Origin of the sequence: Frateuria terrea (assembly GCF_900115705.1) — a bacterium.
Lineage (GTDB): Bacteria > Pseudomonadota > Gammaproteobacteria > Xanthomonadales > Rhodanobacteraceae > Frateuria_A > Frateuria_A terrea.
In genome coordinates this window covers 18,374-38,468 of record NZ_FOXL01000012.1, presented here as the reverse complement: position 1 = coordinate 38,468, position 20,095 = coordinate 18,374, and the positions used below count along the sequence as shown (strand labels likewise).

Annotated in this window: 11 protein-coding genes; 4 read left to right on the top strand and 7 right to left on the bottom strand. The window is 69.7% G+C overall.

The window, feature by feature from the left end; genetic code table 11:
* Nucleotides 1-63: 63 nt before the first annotated feature.
* From tldD to rng, 3 genes are all read right to left on the bottom strand, one after another.
* Nucleotides 64-1,503, bottom strand: coding sequence for a metalloprotease TldD (gene tldD / locus BMZ38_RS16995; protein ID WP_091340579.1), 1,440 nt, complete (start codon nucleotides 1,501-1,503; stop codon nucleotides 64-66).
* A 95-nt stretch (nucleotides 1,504-1,598) separates the two neighbouring features.
* Nucleotides 1,599-5,489, bottom strand: a complete 3,891-nt coding sequence (locus BMZ38_RS16990) for a YhdP family protein (protein ID WP_091340577.1) — start codon at nucleotides 5,487-5,489, stop codon at nucleotides 1,599-1,601.
* Nucleotides 5,490-5,528: 39 nt separating this feature from the next.
* Nucleotides 5,529-7,007, bottom strand: coding sequence for a ribonuclease G (rng, locus tag BMZ38_RS16985; RefSeq protein ID WP_091340575.1), 1,479 nt, complete (start codon nucleotides 7,005-7,007; stop codon nucleotides 5,529-5,531).
* 143 nt (nucleotides 7,008-7,150) lie between these two features.
* Here rng and BMZ38_RS16980 point away from each other — a divergent pair, with 143 nt between their 5' ends.
* The gene (locus BMZ38_RS16980) at nucleotides 7,151-7,816 is read left to right on the top strand and encodes a response regulator transcription factor (protein ID WP_091340573.1); all 666 of its coding nucleotides are present in this window, start codon (nucleotides 7,151-7,153) and stop codon (nucleotides 7,814-7,816) included.
* On the top strand, nucleotides 7,813-9,165 hold the full coding sequence (locus BMZ38_RS16975; RefSeq protein WP_091340571.1) for an ATP-binding protein: 1,353 nt from the start codon (nucleotides 7,813-7,815) through the stop codon (nucleotides 9,163-9,165). The genes BMZ38_RS16980 and BMZ38_RS16975 overlap by 4 nt, the downstream gene beginning before the upstream one ends.
* Nucleotides 9,166-9,200: 35 nt before the next feature.
* Here BMZ38_RS16975 and BMZ38_RS16970 read toward each other — a convergent pair whose 3' ends face one another.
* Complete coding sequence (locus BMZ38_RS16970; protein ID WP_091340568.1) at nucleotides 9,201-10,301, bottom strand: mechanosensitive ion channel family protein; 1,101 nt, start codon at nucleotides 10,299-10,301, stop codon at nucleotides 9,201-9,203.
* Between the two features lie 83 nt (nucleotides 10,302-10,384).
* Here BMZ38_RS16970 and BMZ38_RS16965 point away from each other — a divergent pair, with 83 nt between their 5' ends.
* Nucleotides 10,385-11,074: a Dph6-related ATP pyrophosphatase gene (locus BMZ38_RS16965; RefSeq protein ID WP_091340566.1), complete on the top strand. Its 690-nt coding sequence runs from the start codon at nucleotides 10,385-10,387 to the stop codon at nucleotides 11,072-11,074.
* Nucleotides 11,058-11,576, top strand: a complete 519-nt coding sequence (locus BMZ38_RS16960; RefSeq protein WP_091340564.1) for a mismatch-specific DNA-glycosylase — start codon at nucleotides 11,058-11,060, stop codon at nucleotides 11,574-11,576. The genes BMZ38_RS16965 and BMZ38_RS16960 overlap by 17 nt, the downstream gene beginning before the upstream one ends.
* A 168-nt stretch (nucleotides 11,577-11,744) precedes the next feature.
* On the opposite strand, the gene BMZ38_RS18105 is transcribed toward BMZ38_RS16960, so the two are convergent.
* From BMZ38_RS18105 to BMZ38_RS16945, 3 genes are all read right to left on the bottom strand, one after another.
* Complete coding sequence (locus BMZ38_RS18105; RefSeq protein WP_175484753.1) at nucleotides 11,745-17,648, bottom strand: autotransporter-associated beta strand repeat-containing protein; 5,904 nt, start codon at nucleotides 17,646-17,648, stop codon at nucleotides 11,745-11,747.
* A 353-nt stretch (nucleotides 17,649-18,001) separates the two neighbouring features.
* The gene (locus BMZ38_RS16950; protein WP_091340559.1) at nucleotides 18,002-19,285 is read right to left on the bottom strand and encodes a c-type cytochrome; all 1,284 of its coding nucleotides are present in this window, start codon (nucleotides 19,283-19,285) and stop codon (nucleotides 18,002-18,004) included.
* Nucleotides 19,282-20,013 (bottom strand): c-type cytochrome, encoded by a 732-nt coding sequence (locus tag BMZ38_RS16945; RefSeq protein WP_091340556.1) that lies wholly within the window; start codon nucleotides 20,011-20,013, stop codon nucleotides 19,282-19,284. Before BMZ38_RS16945 ends, BMZ38_RS16950 begins: the two co-directional genes overlap by 4 nt.
* Nucleotides 20,014-20,095: the final 82 nt, after the last annotated feature.

Sequence of the window (20,095 nt, the reverse complement as noted above, 5' to 3'; positions counted from 1 at the left end):
ATGAGGTATCCGCGCGTGAGGGTCAGGCCGCGGCTCTCCCCGGAGGAGGAGCTCAGGAGAGGGTCAGGCCGCGGTGCCGCCGACGGTCATGCCGTCGATCTTCAGGGTTGGCTGGCCCACGCCGACCGGCACGCTCTGGCCATCCTTGCCGCACACGCCGATGCCCTCGTCGAGCTTGAGGTCGTTGCCGATCATCGAGACTCGCGTGAGCACTTCCGGCCCGGCGCCGATCAGCGTGGCGCCCTTGACCGGCGCGGTGAGCTTGCCGTCCTCGATCAGGTAGGCCTCGCTGGCGGAGAACACGAACTTGCCGCTGGTGATGTCGACCTGTCCACCACCGAAGTTCACCGCATAAAGCCCCCGTTTGACCGAAGCGATGATCTCGGCCGGATCGTGCGAACCGGCACGCATGTAGGTATTGGTCATGCGCGGCATCGGCAGCTGCGCGAAGGATTCGCGGCGGCCGTTGCCGGTGGGCTTCATGCCCATCAGGCGGGCGTTCAACTTGTCCTGCATGTAGCCGGTGAGGATGCCGTCATCGATCAGCGTGGTGCATTCGGTGGGCGTGCCCTCGTCGTCCACGCTTAGCGAGCCACGGCGGTTGGGCAGCGTGCCGTCGTCGACCACGGTCACGCCCGGCGCGGCCACGCGCTGCCCCAGACGGCCGGCGAAGGCGGAGCTGCCCTTGCGGTTGAAGTCGCCCTCCAGGCCGTGGCCGATCGCCTCGTGCAGCAGCACACCGGGCCAGCCCGGGCCGAGTACCACGGTCATCTGTCCGGCCGGCGCGTCGACCGAATCGAGGTTGACCAGCGCCTGGCGCACCGCTTCGTCGGCGAAGGCGAGCGCGCGGCCGTTCTCCATCAGCTCCCGATAGCCATAGCGGCCGCCGCCACCTGCGCTGCCCTGCTCGCGGCGGCCACTGGATTCGGCAATCACCTGCACGTTCAGGCGCACCAGCGGCCGCACGTCCGCCGCCAGGGTGCCATCGGCACCGGCGACCAGCACCGTGTCCATGGTGGCGGCCAGGCTGACGATCACCTGCTTGACGCGCGGGTCGCGCGAGCGCGCGTAGGCGTCGACTTCGCGCAGCAGCGCAATCTTGTCCGGATTGGGCAGGCTCTCGACGGGGTCGAGCGCCGGATAGAGCGCGCGCGCACCGTTGAGCGCCAGCGGCCTGCCCGCGCCCTGTCCGCCCTGGGCGATCGCGCGTGCGGCCCTGGAGGCTTCGAGCAACTGCGGCAGCACGATCTCGTCGGAATAGGCGAAGCCGGTCTTCTCGCCGCTGATCGCACGCACGCCCACGCCCTGCTCGATCGAGTGGCTGCCGTCCTTGACGATGCCCTCCTCCAGCAACCATGACTCGCTACGCGAGTGCTGGAAATACAGGTCCGCGGCATCGATGGACGGCCCCATCAATTGCGCGAACACACGCTCCAGGTCGGTGGTGGCAAGGCCACCAGGGGCCAGCAGCTTGTTCTCGACGTGGGCGATGAGTGAGTCCATGGAGCCGGCAACCTTGGCGAAAAAATAAAGTGACTATCCCACATGGGGCCGAGCGGGGCGCTTTGAAAGCGCCTCGGCCGAACCCGTCTGCCGGCTCAGTGCGCCGTACTGGTCGCTGGCGCCGGCGCCGAGCTGGGTGCCGCCGGTTGCGCCTCGTGTTTCTCGACCAGCGTGAAGACGGGTTTTTCCCAGCTGCCGCTGACGTGGTAGCGCGCGCTGGCAGCCTTGTTCAGCCCCTTGCCGAGCAGCCCCTGCACGGCGAAGCCGGCGGCCGCACCGACCGGCCCGGCGACCACCGCGCCCACCACCGGCAGGCTGTTGCCCACGTGCGGCATCACGTAGACCTGCTGGTCGTAGTCGCGCGCGCGCAGGCCGGTACGCCCGCTGATGTCGATGTCGGCGGCCGGGCCGCGGATCTTCAGGTTGTCGGTGGTGGCATTGCCGTCGGCGAAGCGGAAGTCGCCCTTGATCGAATCGAAGCCCAGGCCCTTGCCGAACACGTCGCCGAAATCGAGCGTGAGCCGGCGCGGCAGTTCGGCCACCGAGACCAGGCCGAACAGCCGGCCCACGCCGGGGCCGACCTCGGGAATGCGGCCGTTGCTGACGTCGATGCCGAGCGTGCCGTCCATCGTGGGCAGTGCGAACGAGGTGGGCGCGCCCGGCCAGCGCGCATCGAGCACGGCGTGGGTCTTGCCGCCGGTGAACAGGCCCTCGTAGCCGAAGGCGGTGAGCATGCTGCCCAGGTCCTGTGCCGAGAAGTCGATGCGCATGTGCGTGTGGCTGTCCTGCGCATCGCCGTTCCAGTCGCCGCCGGCATTGAGCTGCACGCTCCTGGACAATGCACGCAGCTGGTCGATGTGCATGCCCTGCGCGGTCGGCCAGGTTTCCAGCCGCGCCTCGCCGAGTTTGGCGGCGCCCAGGCGCAGGTCGCCGACCCACAGATGGAAGGGGGGCAGCGAGGCCGGATCGATGCCGGTGGCGGCCGGATTGGCCGCCGCCTCGGCGCGGGCCGGCGCGGTGGCGGCGGGCGGCTGTCCGGACGCAGCGCCCTTCGGCTGCCCGCCCTTCGCCGGCTTGCCGGCGGCGGGCTGCGGCGCGACCTGCGTCCAGTACAGGCGCTGCAGGCGGGCAGTGATGCCGCGTTTGCGCAGGTCGGTGGCCGGTACGTCCACGTGGCCCGCCAGCGCCGGGCTGTCCGCGTCGATGGACAACGCATCCGGCTCGGGCACGGCCTTGATGTGCATGTTGGGGAAGTCGTGTTCGAACACGAGCGCGCGGTCGGCGCTGACGTCAATGCTCTCCAGCCCGGGACCGTTGCCGCTGCTGCCGGCGACCGCGTGCTGCACCCAGCCGGAGACGTCCAGCTCGGCGGCATGGCCGCGGATGCGCAGGCCCTTGTCCGGCAGGCTGTCGGGCATGGCGTCGCCGAAGGCGATGGTGGCGGCCAGCGACTGGGTGTCCCCCGTCGGCAGGCGGAAGCGCGCGCGCATCACCTCTCCCATGGCCACCTCGAGGCTGGCGCCGTTCACCGGCAAGCCGAGCGTCAGGTGCAAGGGCAACGTGCCACCGGCGGACTTGGACAGCGGCACCGGCAGCTTCAGCGTAGTGCCGGCCAACGTGCTGTCGGCGCTGAGCGTCTGCACCAGCGTGTCGCCGCTGCCATGGGCGATGTCGAGGCCGAGCGTGTAGTCGCTGCGCCCTTCGGCCGCGGCGCCCAGCCACTCCAGCTGCGGGTAACCCTGCACCAGTTCGCCGATGGCGTAGCGGCCCTGCAGCCGCGCCGAGAGCACGGTACCCGGCCGGCCGGTGGCATCGGCGATCGCCAGGTCCAGCGACGAGGGTTGGCCACGGAAGCTGCCGGCGAGGGGGCCGGCGTGCACTCCGTGGGCGTCGAAACTGACCGGACCGCCCAGCTTGCCCAGCGCAAGCCTCCACTCGGGCGCGTCCACGTCCATGTCCTTCAGCTGTGCGCTGCCTTCGAGGCGCATCGCTTTTGCGTCCTTCACCGGCAGCGACAGGTGGAAGCCGAACGTGCCGCTGCCGCCCAGGCGCAGCTTGGCCAGCGTGTCGGCCTCGTGGCGGGCAATCGGGCTCTGCTGCAGGAACGCGAGCAGGCTGGCGCCGCTGCCGCTGCCCTGCGCGTTGAGGTCGACCGTGGTGTCGGAAAAATCCGGGATCAGCGCGACCGCGTGATCGAGCTTGATACCGAGCGATTGCCCGCCTCTGGCCTCGGCCAGCATGCCGTTGTCGACGAAACTCGCCTCGACGTCCACGCCACTGGCCTGGGGCCAGTCCGCGCCGTAATCGAGGGTAAGCCCGCTGATCCGGGCGTGCGCCTCGAAGCGGCCTTCGTTGTGGTGGAACGGCCAGTCGGCGAGGCTGCCGCGCACGACCAGGTCGCCCTCGTCCACCGTGCCGGCAACCAGTGCGCGGTCCAGCCATTGAATGGCATGGGGCGACATCGAGTGGACCGGCCAGAACTGCTTGGCCGCCACCACCTGCGCGTGGTCGACGTGCGCATAGAGGTCGAGGAACGGCCGCCCGCCATCGTCAGGCAGCCCGATCGTGCCGCGCGCGCTTCCAGCGTAGCCCTCGCCCTCGAAAACCAGCGGATCGACACCGACCTGCCACGCCCCATCGGCATGCCACGCCGCCACGGTGCCGGCCAGCCGGGACAGCGCCAACGGGTTGCGAAACCCCGCGAGGTCGATCACGGTCGCCTGCGCCGGCCATTCCAGCGCGAGGCCTTCCGCATCACCGCGAAGGTGGCCGTCGAGGCGGCTGATGCCTGGCAACTTACCGACCGCATCGATGCCGGCGCCGGCGAACGCGGCTTGCAGATACTGCACGCCGTCGGCGCGCGACCACTGCAGCGCCGCCTGCATGATCCGGGCGCGCGGGTGCCCGCCCCCCAGCCAGGCACCGAGCCCGGGTGAGAGATCCGGCTTGAGTGCCAGCCACGGCAACAACGGCGCCAGCTCCAGATTGCGCGCGACCAGGCCCACGTGCAGCGGCCCGTCGGGCTGGTGCAGGGCGATCGCCAAGGCTCCGCCGTCGTCGGCCGTGTAGCGCACGTCATAGCCGTCGGCACGCTGGCTGATGCCGGCCAGGCCGCGAAGGGCGGGCACCCGGGCGGTTCCCGCCGGCCCTTCGATGGTGAGGTTGGCGAGGTCGAAGCGCAGTGTGGCGTGGACCAGCTTGCGGTCCTGCCAGTCCAGCCAGGCGGCCAGGTTGCCGCTGCCGCTTTTGGCGGTGTAGCCGTCCATCGCCACGTCACCGAGCAGCGCGCGCAGGTCGAGCCGGTCACCGGCAAGCCACAGCTGGCCGGCGCTGCCGTCTTCGTGGAAGCTGCCGGCGCCATGCCACTGGCCGTGGGTGCCTTCGCGCTGCAGCACTACGCCGAAGCGCACGCGGTCACCCTGCCGGCTCAGCCGCAACTGGTCGGCCAATACCGCGTAACGGCGGCCGCTGGCCTCGTCGGTGACGACCAGTCGCAGGTCACGCAGCCAGATACCCAGCGAGACCGGCCCCATCGAGAAGTCCTGGCGCGCGCCACCTTGCGGGCCGCCGATACCGTTGACGTGCCAGCGGCCCTGCGCGTCGTGGCTCAGCTCCAGCTCCAGGCCACGCGCGCGCAGGTCGAGCAGGTGCCGCGAGGGCAACAGCCAGCTGCCGAAATCGATCTTGAGCTGGGACTCGGGCAGGCGCAGCGGGCTGCCACCCCCGGGGCCGGGGCCGATGGTCACGTCGCGCATCACGAACAGGGGACCCGAACCGCGCCAGTAACCTTCCATCGAGGCGAACCTCACCGGCCGGTGCAGCCGTTCGGAGAGCTGTGCCGCGACCCATTGCGGGTGCCGCGCCAGCAGCGGCAGCAGCAGTTGCGCCAGCGCCACCAGCACGGCCAATGCGACCACCACGATGCCGGCGCTCCAGCCAAGCGCGCGCAATGCCAGGTGCAGGCGCTGTCGCCAGCGCGCGTTCACCTCGTTCCGTCCTGGGCGGCGTTGCGGGCAATCCTTCGCTTACAGCAAGACCACATCGAATTGTTCCTGCGAGTAATGCTCTTCCGGCTGGAAGCGTATGCTCTTGGAGATGAACTCCTCCAGTTCGGCGACGGCGGCGGATTCCTCTTCGAGAATGCGCGAGACGACCTTGGGGCTGGCCATCACCAGCAGCTTCTCGGCATTGAACTGTCGCACCGCGCGGGTGATCTCGCGGAAGATTTCGTAGGTTACCGTTTCGGACGTCTTCACCGTGCCGCGCCCGCCGCAGGCCGGGCACGGCTCGCACAGCTGGCGCTCCAGGCTTTCGGTGGTGCGCTTGCGGGTCATCTCGACCAGCCCCAGCGCCGACATCGGGTAGACGGTGGTCTTGGCGTGGTCGCGGGCGAGGCCCTTCTCCAGCATGCGGATCACCTGACGCTTGTGCTCCTCGTCGTTCATGTCGATGAAATCGATGATGATGATGCCGCCCAGGTTGCGCAGCCGCAGCTGCCGCGCCGCCGCCTGCGCGGCCTCCAGATTGGTGCGGTAGACGGTCTCCTCCAGGTTGCGCGTGCCCAGGTAGCCGCCGGTGTTGACGTCGATCGTGGTCATCGCCTCGGTCTGGTCGACGATCAGGTAGCCACCGGACTTCAGCGGCACCTCCTTCTTCATCGCGCGCTGGATCTCGTCCTCCACGCCGTAGAGGTCGAAGATCGGCCGCTCGCCGGTGTAGTGCTCGATGCGGTCGTCCAGGCTGGGCATGAACTTGTGCACGAACTTGACTACTTTGTCGTGCGTCTCGCGCGAGTCCACGCGCACCTTCTCGATGTCGTCGGTGAGCATGTCGCGCAGGCTGCGCAGCGGCAGCGACAATTCCTCGTAGACGCGCTCGCCGACTTTCGCCCTGGCGATGTTCTCCTGCACCACGCGCCATACCTTGCTCAGGTAGGTCACGTCGAACGCCAGCGACTCGGCCGACTGCCCTTCGGCGTTGGTGCGCACGATGTAGCCCAGGCGGTTGTCCTCGCCGATCAGGCCGCCCAGCACCTCTTTCAGGCGGGCACGTTCGTCCTCGTCCTCGATGCGCGCGGAGATGCCCAGCGTGCGCGCGTGCGGCAGCAGCACCAGGTAGCGCGATGGGATCGACAGGTGGGTGGACAGCCGCGCGCCCTTGGTGCCGATCGGGTCCTTGACCACCTGCACCACGATCTCCTGGCCCTCGTGCACCAGTTCGCTGATCGAGGGGGTCGTGTGGCCATTGCCGTGCGGCTCGGCGCCTTCGGGCAGCGGCGGACGCACGATGTCCGAGGCGTGCAGGAACGCGGCGCGCTCCAGCCCGATCTCCACGAACACCGCCTGCATGCCGGGCATCACCCGCTGCACGCGGCCCTTGTACACGTTGCCCACGTAGCCGCGACGGGAGGCGCGCTCGACGTGCACCTCCTGCAGCATGCCGTTCTCGACCACGCCCACGCGGGTTTCACGGGGCGTTACGTTGATCAGGATCTCTTCGCTCACACCTACCCCCGCTGACTCGGGTCTTTATAGCCGTTGGGTGCGCAAACTGTCGATGCGGCGGCGCATGCCCCGTAGGGTGGGCTTCAGCCGGCGAGCGGGGCGGTGGGCCGGAGCCGGCCCCGTTTTGGCTAGACTGGCGCCCCATGAAACTTCTGCTGGTGGAAGACTCCGAACGCCTGCGCACCACCCTGCAGCATGGCCTGCGCGGGGCCGGATTCACCGTCGACGCTGCCGCCGACGGGATCGAGGCCAAGGGTTTCCTGGCCAGCTACGATTACGAACTGGTCGTGCTGGACCTGATGCTGCCGCGGCTGGACGGCCTTGGCGTGCTGCGCTCGATGCCCTCCGGCGGGCGCCGGCCTCGCGTATTGGTGCTGTCCGCGCGCGACCAGGTCCGCGACCGGATCGAGGCGCTCAACGCCGGCGCGGATGACTACCTGGTCAAGCCTTTCGCCTTCGACGAGCTCATCGCCCGCCTGCACGCGCTGGCACGCCGTCCGCTGCAGGCGCAGCCGGTGGTGCTCAGCCACGGTGCGCTGGCGTGGGATCCGCTGGCCCATTGCGCCAGCGTGGACGGCCAGCCGCTGCCGCTCACCCCACGCGAGTTCGCCGTACTGGGCCTGCTGCTGCGCCACCGCGGGCGCGCCTTTACGCGCCAGGAAATTCTCGAGCGCACCGCCGGCAGCGACACCGAGGTGTCCGACCGCAGCGTCGAAGTGCTGGTGTTCGGCCTGCGCCGCAAGCTCGACGCCGCGGGCCTGGCCGGCCTGATCGAGACCCGCCGCGGCGCCGGCTACCTGATCCCGTGAAGCCGCCTTCGCTCGCCGCGCGCATCACCCTGCTGCTGGTGGCCAGCAGCCTGGCGCTGCTCGGCGGCGGCGCGCTGCTGATGGACTGGCGCATCGACCGGGCAATGGAAGCGCGCTTCCGCGAGAACCTGCTGGCCCAGGCGCAGGCGCTGACCACGGTGGTGGAGATCGAACAGGCCGCCGGCGCGCCGCATGCCCCGCCCGGGCTGCTGGCGGGCGACCGCGCCTGGTACGAGCTGCGCTGCGCCGGCCTGCCCGCCCAGCGCAGTTCGCCACCGCCGCCGGCCGTCCCTCCCGACTGGCCGCAGGCTGCCGGCGCCACGCCGCGCTTTGCCAGCCTTACCCGCAGGCACGGCCGGCTCGGCGCGGTGATGTTCGCCTTCCAGGCTCCGGCCGCCACCGGCCCGCCCACGCGCAGCTGCGCGCTGTTGTTCATGCAGGACCGCCGCGCGTTCGATCGCCTGCTGACCGCGCTGGACTGGATCCTCGTGCTCGGCCCGGCGCTGGCGATGCTGGTCGCGCTGGTGGCCGTGCCGCTTATCGTGCGCCGCGGCCTGCGCCCCGTGCGCGCCCTGGCCGAGCGCATGCGCAACATCGGCCCGCACGCGCCGGGCCAGCGGCTGCCGGCCAGCGGCATGCGCGAGCTCGACCCGCTGGTGGCGCGCTTCAACGACGTGCTCGCGCGGATGGACGACGGCCTCGCCCGCGAGCGCCAGTTCGCCAGCGGCCTGGCGCATGAGACGCGCACGCGGCTGGCCGAACTGCGTGCGCTGGCCGAGGTGGAGGCGCGTTATCCCAGCGGTCGCGAACTCAAGCAGATCCTGGGCGAGATCGGCCAGATCGGCGCCGAGCTGGAAGCGACCGTCTCCGCGCTGCTGCTGCTCACCCGCCTGCAATCGGGACTGGAACAGCCGCAGCGCCAGCCGCTGGACTCCATGCCCTGGCTGGAGCGGCAGTTCCAGCGCCGGCGTGCGCCTGCGGCGCAACGCGGCGTAGCGCTCGCCGTGGCAGGAACGCCGCCGCCGAGCCTGCACACCGACCCGGCGTTGCTGGAAGTGATCGTCGGAAATCTGCTGGGCAACGCCTGCGCCTATGCGCCGCCCGGGGACACGGTGCATGTCACGCTGGATGCCGGCGGCCTGCGGATCGACAACGCGGCGCCCGGGCTGGAGCCGGCGGACCTGGCGCGTTTCGGCCAGCGTTTCTGGCGCAAGCAGCTGCCGCATGCCGGGCACGCCGGCCTGGGCCTGGCCCTCGCGCATGCCGCGGCCGAGGCACTGGACATGCGCCTGCATTTCGAATGGGACGACGGCAGGGTCAGCGCCGTGCTGACGTGGAGCGGCGGCTGAGGCACGTTCCGCGAAGCGGGCGCAAACCCCGCAGCTCAGGCAGCCGGGCCGTCGCGTCCGGGGGCGGTCTTCCCCGGCCACTCCTGGAGCTCCGCCCGCATCCGCGGCAGGCTGTCCGGGTAACGCTGCTGCACGAACTTGATCATCCCTTCGCGCACGTGGCAGCGCAGGTCGAAGTTGCTGCCCGAGTCGGGCGAACTGGCCAGGATGCGTATCTGCAGCGTGCGATCGGTAGTGTCGGTCACCTGCAGCACGCACACGCGGCCGTCCCATTGCGGCGCCTCCTTGCACAGCCGTTTGACCTCCTCGCGCAGCGGCTCCAGCGGCACGCGGTAGTCGAGCCACAGGAACACCGTGCCGATCAGCTGCGAACTGGTGCGCGTCCAGTTCTGGAACGGGTTCTCGATGAACCAGTTCAGCGGTACGACCAGTCGTCGCTCGTCCCAGATGCGCACTACCACGTAGGTGCCGGTGATCTCCTCGATACGCCCCCACTCGCCTTCGATGATGACTACGTCGTCCAGGCGGATCGGCTGCGTGATGGCGATCTGCAGGCCGGCGATCAGGTTGCTCAGCACCGGCTTGGCGGCGAGGCCCACGGCCAGTCCCGCCAGGCCCGCCGAGGCGAGCAGGCTGGTGCCGATCTGGCGCACGCCGGGGATCATCATCAGGCAGGCGGCCAGGCCGATCAGGATCAGCAGCACCGAGCCGGTGCGTCCCAGCACGCGCGCCTGCGTAAGCACGCGCCGCGCGCGCAGGTTGTCCTTGGTGTCGACCGGGAAGCGCCGGCAGAAGAAGAACTCCGCCGCATTGATACAGCGCACGCCCAGCCACGTCGCCACCGCGATCAGCGCAATCACCAGTACCTGTTCGGCGCTGGGGATGACGTGCAATTGCGCCGCTTCCGGCCGTGCGCGCAGCGCGACCACCAGGACCAGCAGGGGCACCAGCCAGCCCATCGGCGCGCGCGCCTGCCTGAGCATCTCGCGCGCCATCGGATGGCCGTCGCTGAAGCGCCAGAGCAGCGCGCGCACCAGCCGGTGCACCACGATCGCGACCAGCAGTGCCACGACGACCGTGACGCCCAGACGCGTCCACGGCTGGTGGTTCCAGATGCCCAGCAGTTTGTCCGCCATGCAGCCCACCCTGCCCGCCCGCACGTCCACGGGGCGTGGGCACGCCATGGTCGCAACGTCCAGGGCTGCCGTAGAGTAGGCCGATGAACGCCACGCCCATCCTCCTCGCCTGGAGCGGCGGCAAGGACTGCCTTATGGCCCTGCAGCGGCTGCGCGCCGATCCGCAGTGGCAGGTCGTCGCGCTGCTGACCACCGTCAACCGTACCTACCAGCGCATCGCCATGCATGGCGTGCGCCGCGACATCCTGCTCGCGCAGGCCGACGCCCTCGGCCTGCCGCTGCTGGAAGTGGCGATGGACTGGCCCGGCAGCAACGAGGCCTACGAGGCCGCGCACGAGCGCGCACTGGCTCAAGCGCGCATGCGCTGGCCCGGTATCCGCCACTGCGCCTTCGGCGACCTCTTTCTGGAGGACGTGCGCGACTACCGTGTACGGCAGTTGGGTCGTGGTGGATGGCGCGCTGTGTTCCCGATCTGGGGCGAGGATACCGAAGCTCTCGCGCGCCGCTTCGTCGGCGAAGGCCACCGGGCCGTGCTGTGCTGCGTGGACACCCAGCAACTGCCTGCCGACTATTGCGGCCGCGCCTACGACGGAGCCCTGCTCGACGGCCTGCCCGCCGCCGTGGATCCCTGCGGCGAACGCGGCGAGTTCCACACGCTGAGCTTTGGCGGGCCGATGTTCGCGCGCGAGCTGCCGCTGCGCCGTGGCGAGTCGGTGCGGCGCGACGACCGCTTCCAGTTCACCGACTTCCTGCTTGATGCAACGGCCGGCTGAACAACACATCCTGCCGGACCTGCTGCGGCCTGGCCTGGCCTTGGTGTTCTGCGGCACCGCTGCGGGCGAACGTTCGGCTCGCGAACGCGCCTACTATGCACACCCGGGCAACCTGTTCTGGCGCGCGCTGCACGAAGCCGGCATCACGCCGCATCGCTTCTCGCCGCCGGATTTCCCGGCGCTGCTGGAGCTGGGCATCGGGCTGACCGACCTGGCCAAGCGCCACAGCGGCAACGACGCCGACCTGCCACGCGATGCCTTCGACGTTCCTGCTCTCGAGGCGAAGCTCGCGCACTACCAGCCCCGCCTGCTCGCCTTCACCAGCAAGACCGCCGCGCGCGCGGCACTCGGCCGCGCGATCACCGCGCACGGCGTGCAACCCGAACGCCTCGACACCATCGAGATCCACGCTTTGCCCTCGCCGTCGGGCCAGGCGCGCGGGCATTGGGACCTCGGACCTTGGCGGGCGCTTGCCCTCCGCTTCCATGCGGTCCGCGCATAAGACACCTGCCTCCACGGGCATGGCCCCACACCGGCTCGGTTGCGGCCGTGGACGCTGCCCTGCGGACGGCGACGCAACGGCGGCAGTGGGTCCACAGCATCTGGATGAAGTTTAAAAGCCGCCGCCGGATCGCTCCGGCGGCGCGCTGTCGCGCGACGAAGCGCGGCCTCAGAACTGCACGCGTACGCCCACGTTCACCCCATAGCTGGCGCGGTTGTCGGCGTTGGCCGAGTTCAGGCCGCCGTACAGCCAGGACTGCTTGCCCAGGCGCAGCGTGCCGCTGGCGTCGAGCTTGAGCAGGGTCCGCCCCATCGACGGCGACTGCAGCTGGAACGACTCGCCGGCGAGCGAGGCACCCACCACCGGGTCGAGTGTGTCGCCGAAGTCGCGACCCACCGCCGCACCGATGCGCCAGGTGGTACTGGCGGCCAGCGGATCCTGCGCGGCCGAACCCAGGTTGAGGCCGGCCAGCAGGCGGGTGCCGCTCGCGTCGTAGCGGTCCAGGGTGAGCCCGCTCAAGGCATCGCCCGATTCGGCGAAGCCGTCGCGCTCCACGCGCTGCCACAACGCCTGCACGTAGGGCTCGACGTGCAAGCCCTGGTGCTGCAGCGGGAAGCGTGCTGTGACGCTGGCCACCATCGAGTGGCCATCGGCCTGCGAGGACAGGCTGGAGGCCGGTGCGAGCGCATCGGCGCGACGGGTGCTCCAGCGATCCTTCGACCACGAAGCGCTGCCGTCGAGCACAGCCGCGCCGGCCGCCAGTTCACCGTAAAGCAGCGCGCCGTTACCACGCACGTTGCCCGAGGCCGGAACGTTCTCCAGCCGGGCTTCGGTGTGCGCCAGGCCCACGCCCCACTGCCCAGCATCGCCACGGTAGACGTCCAGGCCCGCGCTGGCGCGGCTCTGCTGCGACTGAAAGCCCGCCGCCTGCGCATCGGACAGCGCACGGTAGCCGCCCTGCGACAAGGTCGCCCAGGCGCGGTCGCCATGCTCGCCCTGGTCCAGCGGGGACTCGGCCAGGTGCTGCGTGACGTCGCCGGCCAGGCCCAGGCCCGCCTCGCGTGCCATGGCGGCCACCTGCGCGTGCGTCTCGCCCGCCAGGCCCTGCATCACCTGCGGCAGCTGTGCGGCGCGCAGGCCGGCCAGCGCGAACAGCAGACCGTGCTGATCGGCGCTGTCGGTGCCGGCATCCTGTGCCGCCACCATGCGGTCCGTCGCCCCGCCCACGCGCACGGCATTGCCGTTGGCGTGGCCTTCGAGCAGCGTCGCATAGGATGCCGGCGTGACGAACAGCTCCACCGCGTGGCCGCCGACGTAGAACACCTGGAAGCGGGTGTTGTCCGCCAGGCCCGCGGTCGGCTGCTGCAGGGCGTCGAACGTGCCCTTCACGCCGCCGGTCGCCTCGACCACGGTGTAGACATCGCCCAGCTCAGGCGTGAAGGCATTGTAGGCATTGCCGGTGATGCCACGCAGCGTCGGCACGAGCGCGCCCGCGGCGGTGAACGATCCGCCCACCAGCAGCCGCGAGTAGTTGCCCTTGCCGGTGCCGGTGCCATGGCCGTCGATGTCGACTTCCAGTGCACTGCCCTGGTGCATCGTGACCGCGCCGGTGACCGACAGCGTGCCCGGCGAGTTGCCCGGCGCCAGGGTACCTTCCACATTAAGCGCACCGTCGATGATACCGACGCCACGCAGCGTGCCCGGATGGTCGACCTGCACCTGGCTGGTCAGCTCACCATTTGCGCGAAGCATGCCTTCCTTCACGCAGGTACCGTTGGACAGCATGGCGGCGCCGGTCATGTTGAGCGTGCCCTTGCCGCTCTTGATGAAGCAGCCCGCGCTGCCGTCGGTGAGGATCTGGCCGCTCAGTTCGGCGGTCTTGCCCGCGTCGACGTTCACGCCCGAGTCGCCACTGACCAGCACCGTCTGGCCGGTGCCGAGCGACTCGACCGTCTGCAGCGTGCCCCCCTGCAGCCGGATCACGCCGGTACCCAGCGAAGAGCCGCTGTCGATCTTGATCACGCCGCCGTCGATCAACGTGCCGCCGCTGAAGGTGTTGTTGCCGCTGACCACCAGCGTGCCGCCACCGCGCTTGACCAGGCTGCCGGTGCCGCTCATGTCGCCGTTGGCGGTGAACGTAACGCCGGCCAGCGTGGTGATCGAAGCGTTGCCGGCCTCGAACGCCATATCGCGGTCGCTCGCCATCGACTGCGTGATGGTGAGGTCGCCTCCGTTGAACGTGAGGGCATTGGCCGCATCGCCCAGGTTGGCGTCATTGCTCACGTGCAGCGAACCGCCGTTGATCACGGTGCCGCCGGTGTAGGTGTTGGCGCCGTTGAGGATCAATACGCCCGCATTGACCGTGGTGCCGCCCTGATGCGAGGCCACGCCGTTGACCACCATCGTGCCCTGGCCGTTCTTCACCAGTCCCCCGGTGCCGTCGATGGCGCCGTTGCTGGTGAAAGTGGCCCGGGCCTCGGTGTCGAAGCTGCCGCCGCCCAGCGCGATGTCGCGCCCGCTCTCGAAACTGTCGGTGGTGTGCAGCGTGCCGCCGGCGAGGGTCAGGTCCGACGACGCATCGCCCAGGTTGGCGTCGCGGCTGACCTGCAGGCTCCCACCGTTGACCGTGGTGCCGCCGGTGTAGGTGTTGCTGCCGGTCAGCACCAGCGTGCCGGCGTTGACGATCATGCCGCCTTGCTGTGAGGCCGTGCCGCTGATCGTCAGCGTACCGCTGCCGTCCTTGACCAGGTTGCCGGTGCCGCTGAGGGTGCCGCCGAACGTGCCATTGCCCGCCTGGACGAAGTCCAGCGTGCCGTTGTCGACCATGTCGCCCTGCAGGCTGGTGCTGTTGCCCTGCAGCGTGCCAGCGTCGATCGTGGTGCCACCGGTGTAGGTGTTGGCGCCGGTGAGCACCAGCGTGCCGTCACCCTGCTTGACCAGGCGGCCGGTGCCGTCGATCGCATCGGTGGCAGTCAGCGTGGTGCCGCTGTCGACGTCGAACCGGCCGTCGCCGGCGAGCGTGATCTGGCGGTCGGTCGAGAGGCTGGCCGTGGCGTGCAGCGTGCCGCCGTCGAAGGTCAGGCCACCGCTGGCATCTCCCAGGTTCGCATCGTCGCCGATCTGCAGCGCGCCACCGTTGAGCGTGGTGCCACCGGTATAGGTGTTGTCGCCGGTCAGCACCAGCGTGCCGTCGTTCACCGTCGTGCCGCCGCTGTGCGACAGCGTGCCGGCCAGCTCCAGCGTGCCGGCGCCGTCCTTGATGAGCGCGCCGCTTCCGCCGACGTCGCCGCCATTGCTCATCGCGGTGCCGGTGTCGGTGTCGATCGTGCCGTCGCCTGCCAGGGTGATGTCGCGGTTGCTGTCGACATCGCCGGTGGTGTGCAGCGTGCCGCCGTCGAAGGTCAGGTTGCCGCTGGCATCGCCCAGGTTCGCATCGTCGCCGATCTGCAGCGTGCCGTTGTTGATGGTGGTGCCGCCGGTGTAGGTGTTGTCGCCGGTCAGCACCAGCGTGCCGTCGTTCACCGTCGTGCCGCCGCTGTGCGACAGCGTGCCGGCCAGCTCCAGCGTGCCGGCGCCGTCCTTGGTGATGTCGCGGTTGCTGTCGACGTCGCCGGTGGTGTTCAGCGTGCCGCCGTCGAAGGTCAGGCCGCCGCTGGCATCGCCCAGGTTGGCGTCGTTGCCGATCTGCACGGTGCCGTTGTTGATGGTGGTGCCGCCGGTGTACGTGTTTGTACCGCTCAGCACTTCGGTGCCACCGACGACGTTAACGCCCCCGGTGCCGCCGATCGTGCCGGCGAACGTACCCGAGGCGTCGGTCAGGTTGAGGTCGTTGCTTCCCAGGTCGAGCGCGCCGTTGCCGTCGAGCGTGGTGATGCTCGCATCGCCATTGGCGCCCGAGATGTCGAACGTGCCGTTGTCGGTCACGCCGGCCGACTCGGCGATGGAGCCGTCACCGGTGAGCGAGAGCGTCGCACCGCCGTCGATCACGGTCGTGCCGGTGTAGGTATTGACGCCGGAGAATGCCTCGCTGCCGCCGTCGACGTTGACGCCACCCGTGCCGGCGATCGCGCCGCCGAACGTACCGGAGGCGTCGGTCAAGTTGAGGCCGTTGCTTCCCAGGTCGACCGTGCCGCTGCCATCGAGCGTGCTGATGCTGGCATCGCCATTGGCGCCCGAGACGTCGAGCGTGCCGTTGTCGGTCAAGCCGGCGGAATCGGCGATCGAGCCGTCACCGGTGAGCGAGAGCGTCGCGCCGCTGTCGATCACGGTCGTGCCGGTATAGGTGTTGGCGCCGGAGAGGGCCTCGCTGCCGCCGCCGACGTTGACGCAGCCGGTGCCGTTGATCGCGCCGCCGAAGGTGCCGGAGGCGTCGGTCAGGTTGAGGCCGTTGCCGCCCAGGTCGACCGCGCCGGTGCCGTCGAGCGTTGCGATGCTCGCATCACCGTTGGCGCCCGAGATGTCGAGCGTGCCGTTGTCGGTGACGCCCGCCGACTCGGCGATGGAGCCGTCACCGGTGAGCGAGAGCGTCGCGCCGCTGTCGATCACGGTCGTGCCGGTGTAGGTGTTGGCGCCGGAGAGGGCCTCGCTGCCGCCGCCGACGTTGACGCCGCCGGTGCCAGTGATCGTGCCGCCAAAGGTGCCGGAGGCGTCGGTCAGGTCGAGGCCGTTGCCGCCCAGGTCGACCGTGCCGCTGCCGTCGAGCGTGGTGATGCTGGCATCGCCATTGGCGCCCGAGATGTCAAAGGTGCCGTTGTCGGTCACACCGGCCGAATCCGCGATCGAACCGTCGCCGATCAGCGACAGCGTGGCGCCGTCATCGATCGTCGTGGTGCCGGTGTAGGTGTTGATGCCCGACAGCGAAACACCGCCGCCATTGCCGCTGTTGGTGATGGTGAGCGAGCCGGCGCCTCCCACGTCGGCGTCGGTGATGGCGCCGTTGACCGTCACCTGGTGGCCGGCCTGATCGATCGTGCCGCCGTTGCCGTCGATGGTGAAGTTCTGGTCGAGCGTGGTGTCGCCATCGGCGGCCAGCGTGCCGCCGTCGAAGGCGCCATCGGTGCTGCCCAGGTCCGTGGTCGAGGTGGTCGAATCGATCGTTGTCGATGTCGACGTGGTCGGGGCGCCCGATCCCTCGTTGGGCGCGACCGGATTGAACGGGACGCCGTGGTCGAAGGTCTGGCCCGGCTGCTGGTCGATCAGCAGGATCGGGCTGTTGATCTCGTCGGTCAGGTTGAACGACAGGAAACCCAGTCGATAGGTGCCCGCGGTCGCGACCGAATAGGTGGCGACCTCCCAGCCGGTCGCGCCGAAGCTGTCGGTCGAATAGCTGCCCGTACCGGGGTTGGTCGCGCCCAGCAATGCATACTGGGAGACCAGGTTGTTCACCGTCGCCAGCGACGACGCGTCGCCGAGGTTGACCAGCGAGGTGAGCGACGAATCGTTGTAGGGCGTGTAGTCGGTGGACACGTACTGCCACGCCATGGTGAACGAATCACCCGCGTTGAGCACGAGGTCCTGGTAAAGCCACGACGCATTGGTCGGATCGCCGTTGCCGCCACCGCCCGACAACATGGTAGCAATCGCCTGCTGGCTGTCGACCGTAAGACCGAGCGCACCGGCACCGGTCGCGAAATCGTTGGTACCGTTGACGAGATCGCTGGTCGCCTGCAGCGAGGCCATGTAGTTCCCGTAGGGCGTGACCGTCCACTGATGGGTGTTGGTCGGGCCGCCCTGACTCACCGCCGTGAAATCCGTCATCCCCGTAACCACCGAAGCACCGATGCCCTCCTGGCCGTAGCTGGGTGACTGCGAACCGCTGCCGCCGCCCACGACCCAGCTGTTCAACGTGCCGTCCTCGAAGCTCGCGTTGGCGATATCGGCAGCATGCACGCCGCCGCTGGCACCGATCCCGGCCAGCGCCATGGCTGCGCACAGCAGCGCGCGCGGCAGGCGGGCCGACGTACGGCGATCCTCCGTCCCACCGCTTCCGCCACGCACCGCCTTCGCCATTTCCGAGGCGACCACGAGCTGGCCCAATGCGCGGTTCCACACGACGCGATAAATCTTGTTCATTCGTTTGCTACCCATAAGTGCAGTGGGCCGGCGCGGATCCGGCGGGACCCACGAGGCAGGGATGTGTGGTCGGAGAGGGGAAGCGGGGCCGGCAACACGCTGCCTGCGCCTTCACTAGGATTTCACGCGACGAACGTGCGTAAGCAGCGAGCGTGCCAATGCGAATGCGGGCACGAGAAAACGCGCCGCAGAGCGACCCCGCTCAAGTGGAGTGAGATGATCGATCGATGCCGCCGTCAGTGCGGTCAGACACAATTTGACGCGATGCGTCGCAGGCTTTTCGCTCGCTGCCCTAACACGTCACTTACGCCACATTCCGTGACGCGCGCCAGGTTTTCGGACCCGATCGCCCGTCACTCGACCGGCGTGTGCCGGTAGTTCGCCACGTCCCGCTCCATCACCGGCGAAGCATCATTCGACCAGGCGTGGCGGATGTAGCTCACCACGGCGGCGACGTCGGCGTCGCTCAGTTGCTGAGCGAACGGCGGCATCGAGTACGGACGCAGATGCGCCGCGGTGGACGGCGCGAAGCCGCCCAGCAGCACGACTCGGATGGCATTGATGCCGGTCGGTTCGGTCACTGATGCGTTGCCGGCCAGCGGCGGGTAGACGCCCGCAACGCCTTGGCCGTCCTGGCCATGGCAGCTGGCGCACTGCTGTGCGTAGAGCTTGCCGCCGCGGGAGATCAGCGCAGTCGCGTCCACCTCGCTGCCGCCACCCGCGCGCGCAGGGCGCGGCGGCAACGATTGCAGGTACGTGGCGATGGCGCGCAGGTCGTCGTCGCGCATGTGCTGTGTGCTCTGCGTGACCACGTCCGCCATCGGGCCGAACGCGGCGCCCTTGGCGGACTGCCCGGTCTTGAGCAAGGCCACGATGTCGTCCGCGCGCCAGCCTTCCAGCCCGCCGTGGGCACGGGTGCTCAGGTCCGGCGCATACCAGTTCTGTGCGGGAATCTGGCCACCGGTAAGCGTTTCGCCCTTGGGCAGGCCGCCGAGGTTGTCGCGCGCGACATGGCATTCGTTGCAATGGCCCAGCCCCTGCACGAGATACGCGCCGCGGTTCCATTCGGCCGACTGCTTCGGATCGGGCACGAATTCGCCCGGACGGAAGTACAGCGTGCGCCAGGTGGCCAGGCTCGCGCGCAGGTCGTAGGGAAAGCGCAGCGACGGCGCGCCTGTTTCACTGCGCACCGGCGGCAACGACCTCAGGTAGGCGAACAGCGCGAACGCGTCCTGCCGGCTCACCCGGGTGTAGGAGGTGTAGGGAAAGGCGGGATAGAGCGCGTGGCCGTCACGCCCGACACCCTCGTGCAGCGCGCGCCAGAACGCATCGAACGACCACTGGCCCAGGCCCGTGGCGTCATCGGGAGTGAGGTTGGGCGCCGGCACGTCGCCGAACGGCGTGGGCAGCGCGCGACCGCCGGCGTAGGGCTGGCCGCCCTGGGCGGTATGGCAGGCGGCGCAGTCGCCGATGGCAGCCAGATACGCGCCGCGGGCGATCAGCTGTGGGTCCTGCAGCTTGGCCGCGGTGGTGCGCGCCGGCGGCAGGGCCGCGTGGTGCTGGGCGAACAGCCACCAGGCCACCCCGGCGACAAGAAGTCCGAGAACGGCAAGAAAGCCGCGCAGCAGCCACTTCATCGCGCCACCTCCTTCGCACCGAGCACGCCGCAGGCGAGCGGAGGCGTCACCGAGCCAGCCGGTTGCGCGTGCGCGTCGGGCGGAACGTCTTGCGTAGCCAACCATGCCGAGACGGCGGTGATGTCCGCCTCGCTCAGGCGGCTGGCGATGGTCTCCATGCAATCGGGCGTCACCATCGCTCGCGTGTGGGTGCGCCAGGAGCCGAGCTGCGCGCTGATGTAGTCGTAGGGCAGTCCGACCAGGCCGGGAATGTCCGGCTCCACACCGGTCAGCTGTGCCCCGTGGCAGGCCGCGCAGGCAGGAATCCTGCGGGCGGGGTCACCTTGGGTCGCGAGCAGCTGTCCGCGCTTGAGCGCGTCGGCGTCGACGCGCGGCACCGGCGAGCGCTCGTACGGAACCTGTTGCGCGGCGAAATAACCGGCGATCTCGTGCATGTACGCGGGGGTCAGGCCGCGCACCGTGTATTCCATCGGCGCGTACTTGCGCAGGCCGTCCTGGAAGTTGCGAATCTGCCGCGCCAGGTAGCCCGCCGGCTTGCCGGCCAGGCGCGGGAAGAAACCGCTCTCGGGCGTACCCTGTCCGTGTTCGCCGTGGCAGGCGGTGCAGGCGGCGATGCGCTGCTTGAGGGTGTCGGGCACGGTCGACGCGTCGGCGGCGTGCACGGCACCGGTGAACAACGCAGCGGCGAGGAATACCGGCGCCAGGCGCGGAAAGGGAAGCAGGCTCATGGGCTGGATTATAGGTAGCGTCCCGCGCACGACGACGCAGCGGGACCGGCTATGCTGCGCCAGCGCGACACCATGCCGCACC

Bases quoted from the DNA above. Each gene is read 5' to 3' on its own strand.
- BMZ38_RS16970 (WP_091340568.1), bottom strand. From the start codon at position 10,301: ATGGCGGACAAACTGCTGGGCATCTGGAACCACCAGCCGTGGACGCGT.
- BMZ38_RS16960 (WP_091340564.1), top strand. From the start codon at position 11,058: ATGCAACGGCCGGCTGAACAACACATCCTGCCGGACCTGCTGCGGCCT.
- BMZ38_RS16980 (WP_091340573.1), top strand. From the start codon at position 7,151: ATGAAACTTCTGCTGGTGGAAGACTCCGAACGCCTGCGCACCACCCTG.
- BMZ38_RS16950 (WP_091340559.1), bottom strand. From the start codon at position 19,285: ATGAAGTGGCTGCTGCGCGGCTTTCTTGCCGTTCTCGGACTTCTTGTC.
- tldD (WP_091340579.1), bottom strand. From the start codon at position 1,503: ATGGACTCACTCATCGCCCACGTCGAGAACAAGCTGCTGGCCCCTGGT.
- BMZ38_RS18105 (WP_175484753.1), bottom strand. From the start codon at position 17,648: ATGAACAAGATTTATCGCGTCGTGTGGAACCGCGCATTGGGCCAGCTC.
- BMZ38_RS16945 (WP_091340556.1), bottom strand. From the start codon at position 20,013: ATGAGCCTGCTTCCCTTTCCGCGCCTGGCGCCGGTATTCCTCGCCGCT.
- BMZ38_RS16965 (WP_091340566.1), top strand. From the start codon at position 10,385: ATGAACGCCACGCCCATCCTCCTCGCCTGGAGCGGCGGCAAGGACTGC.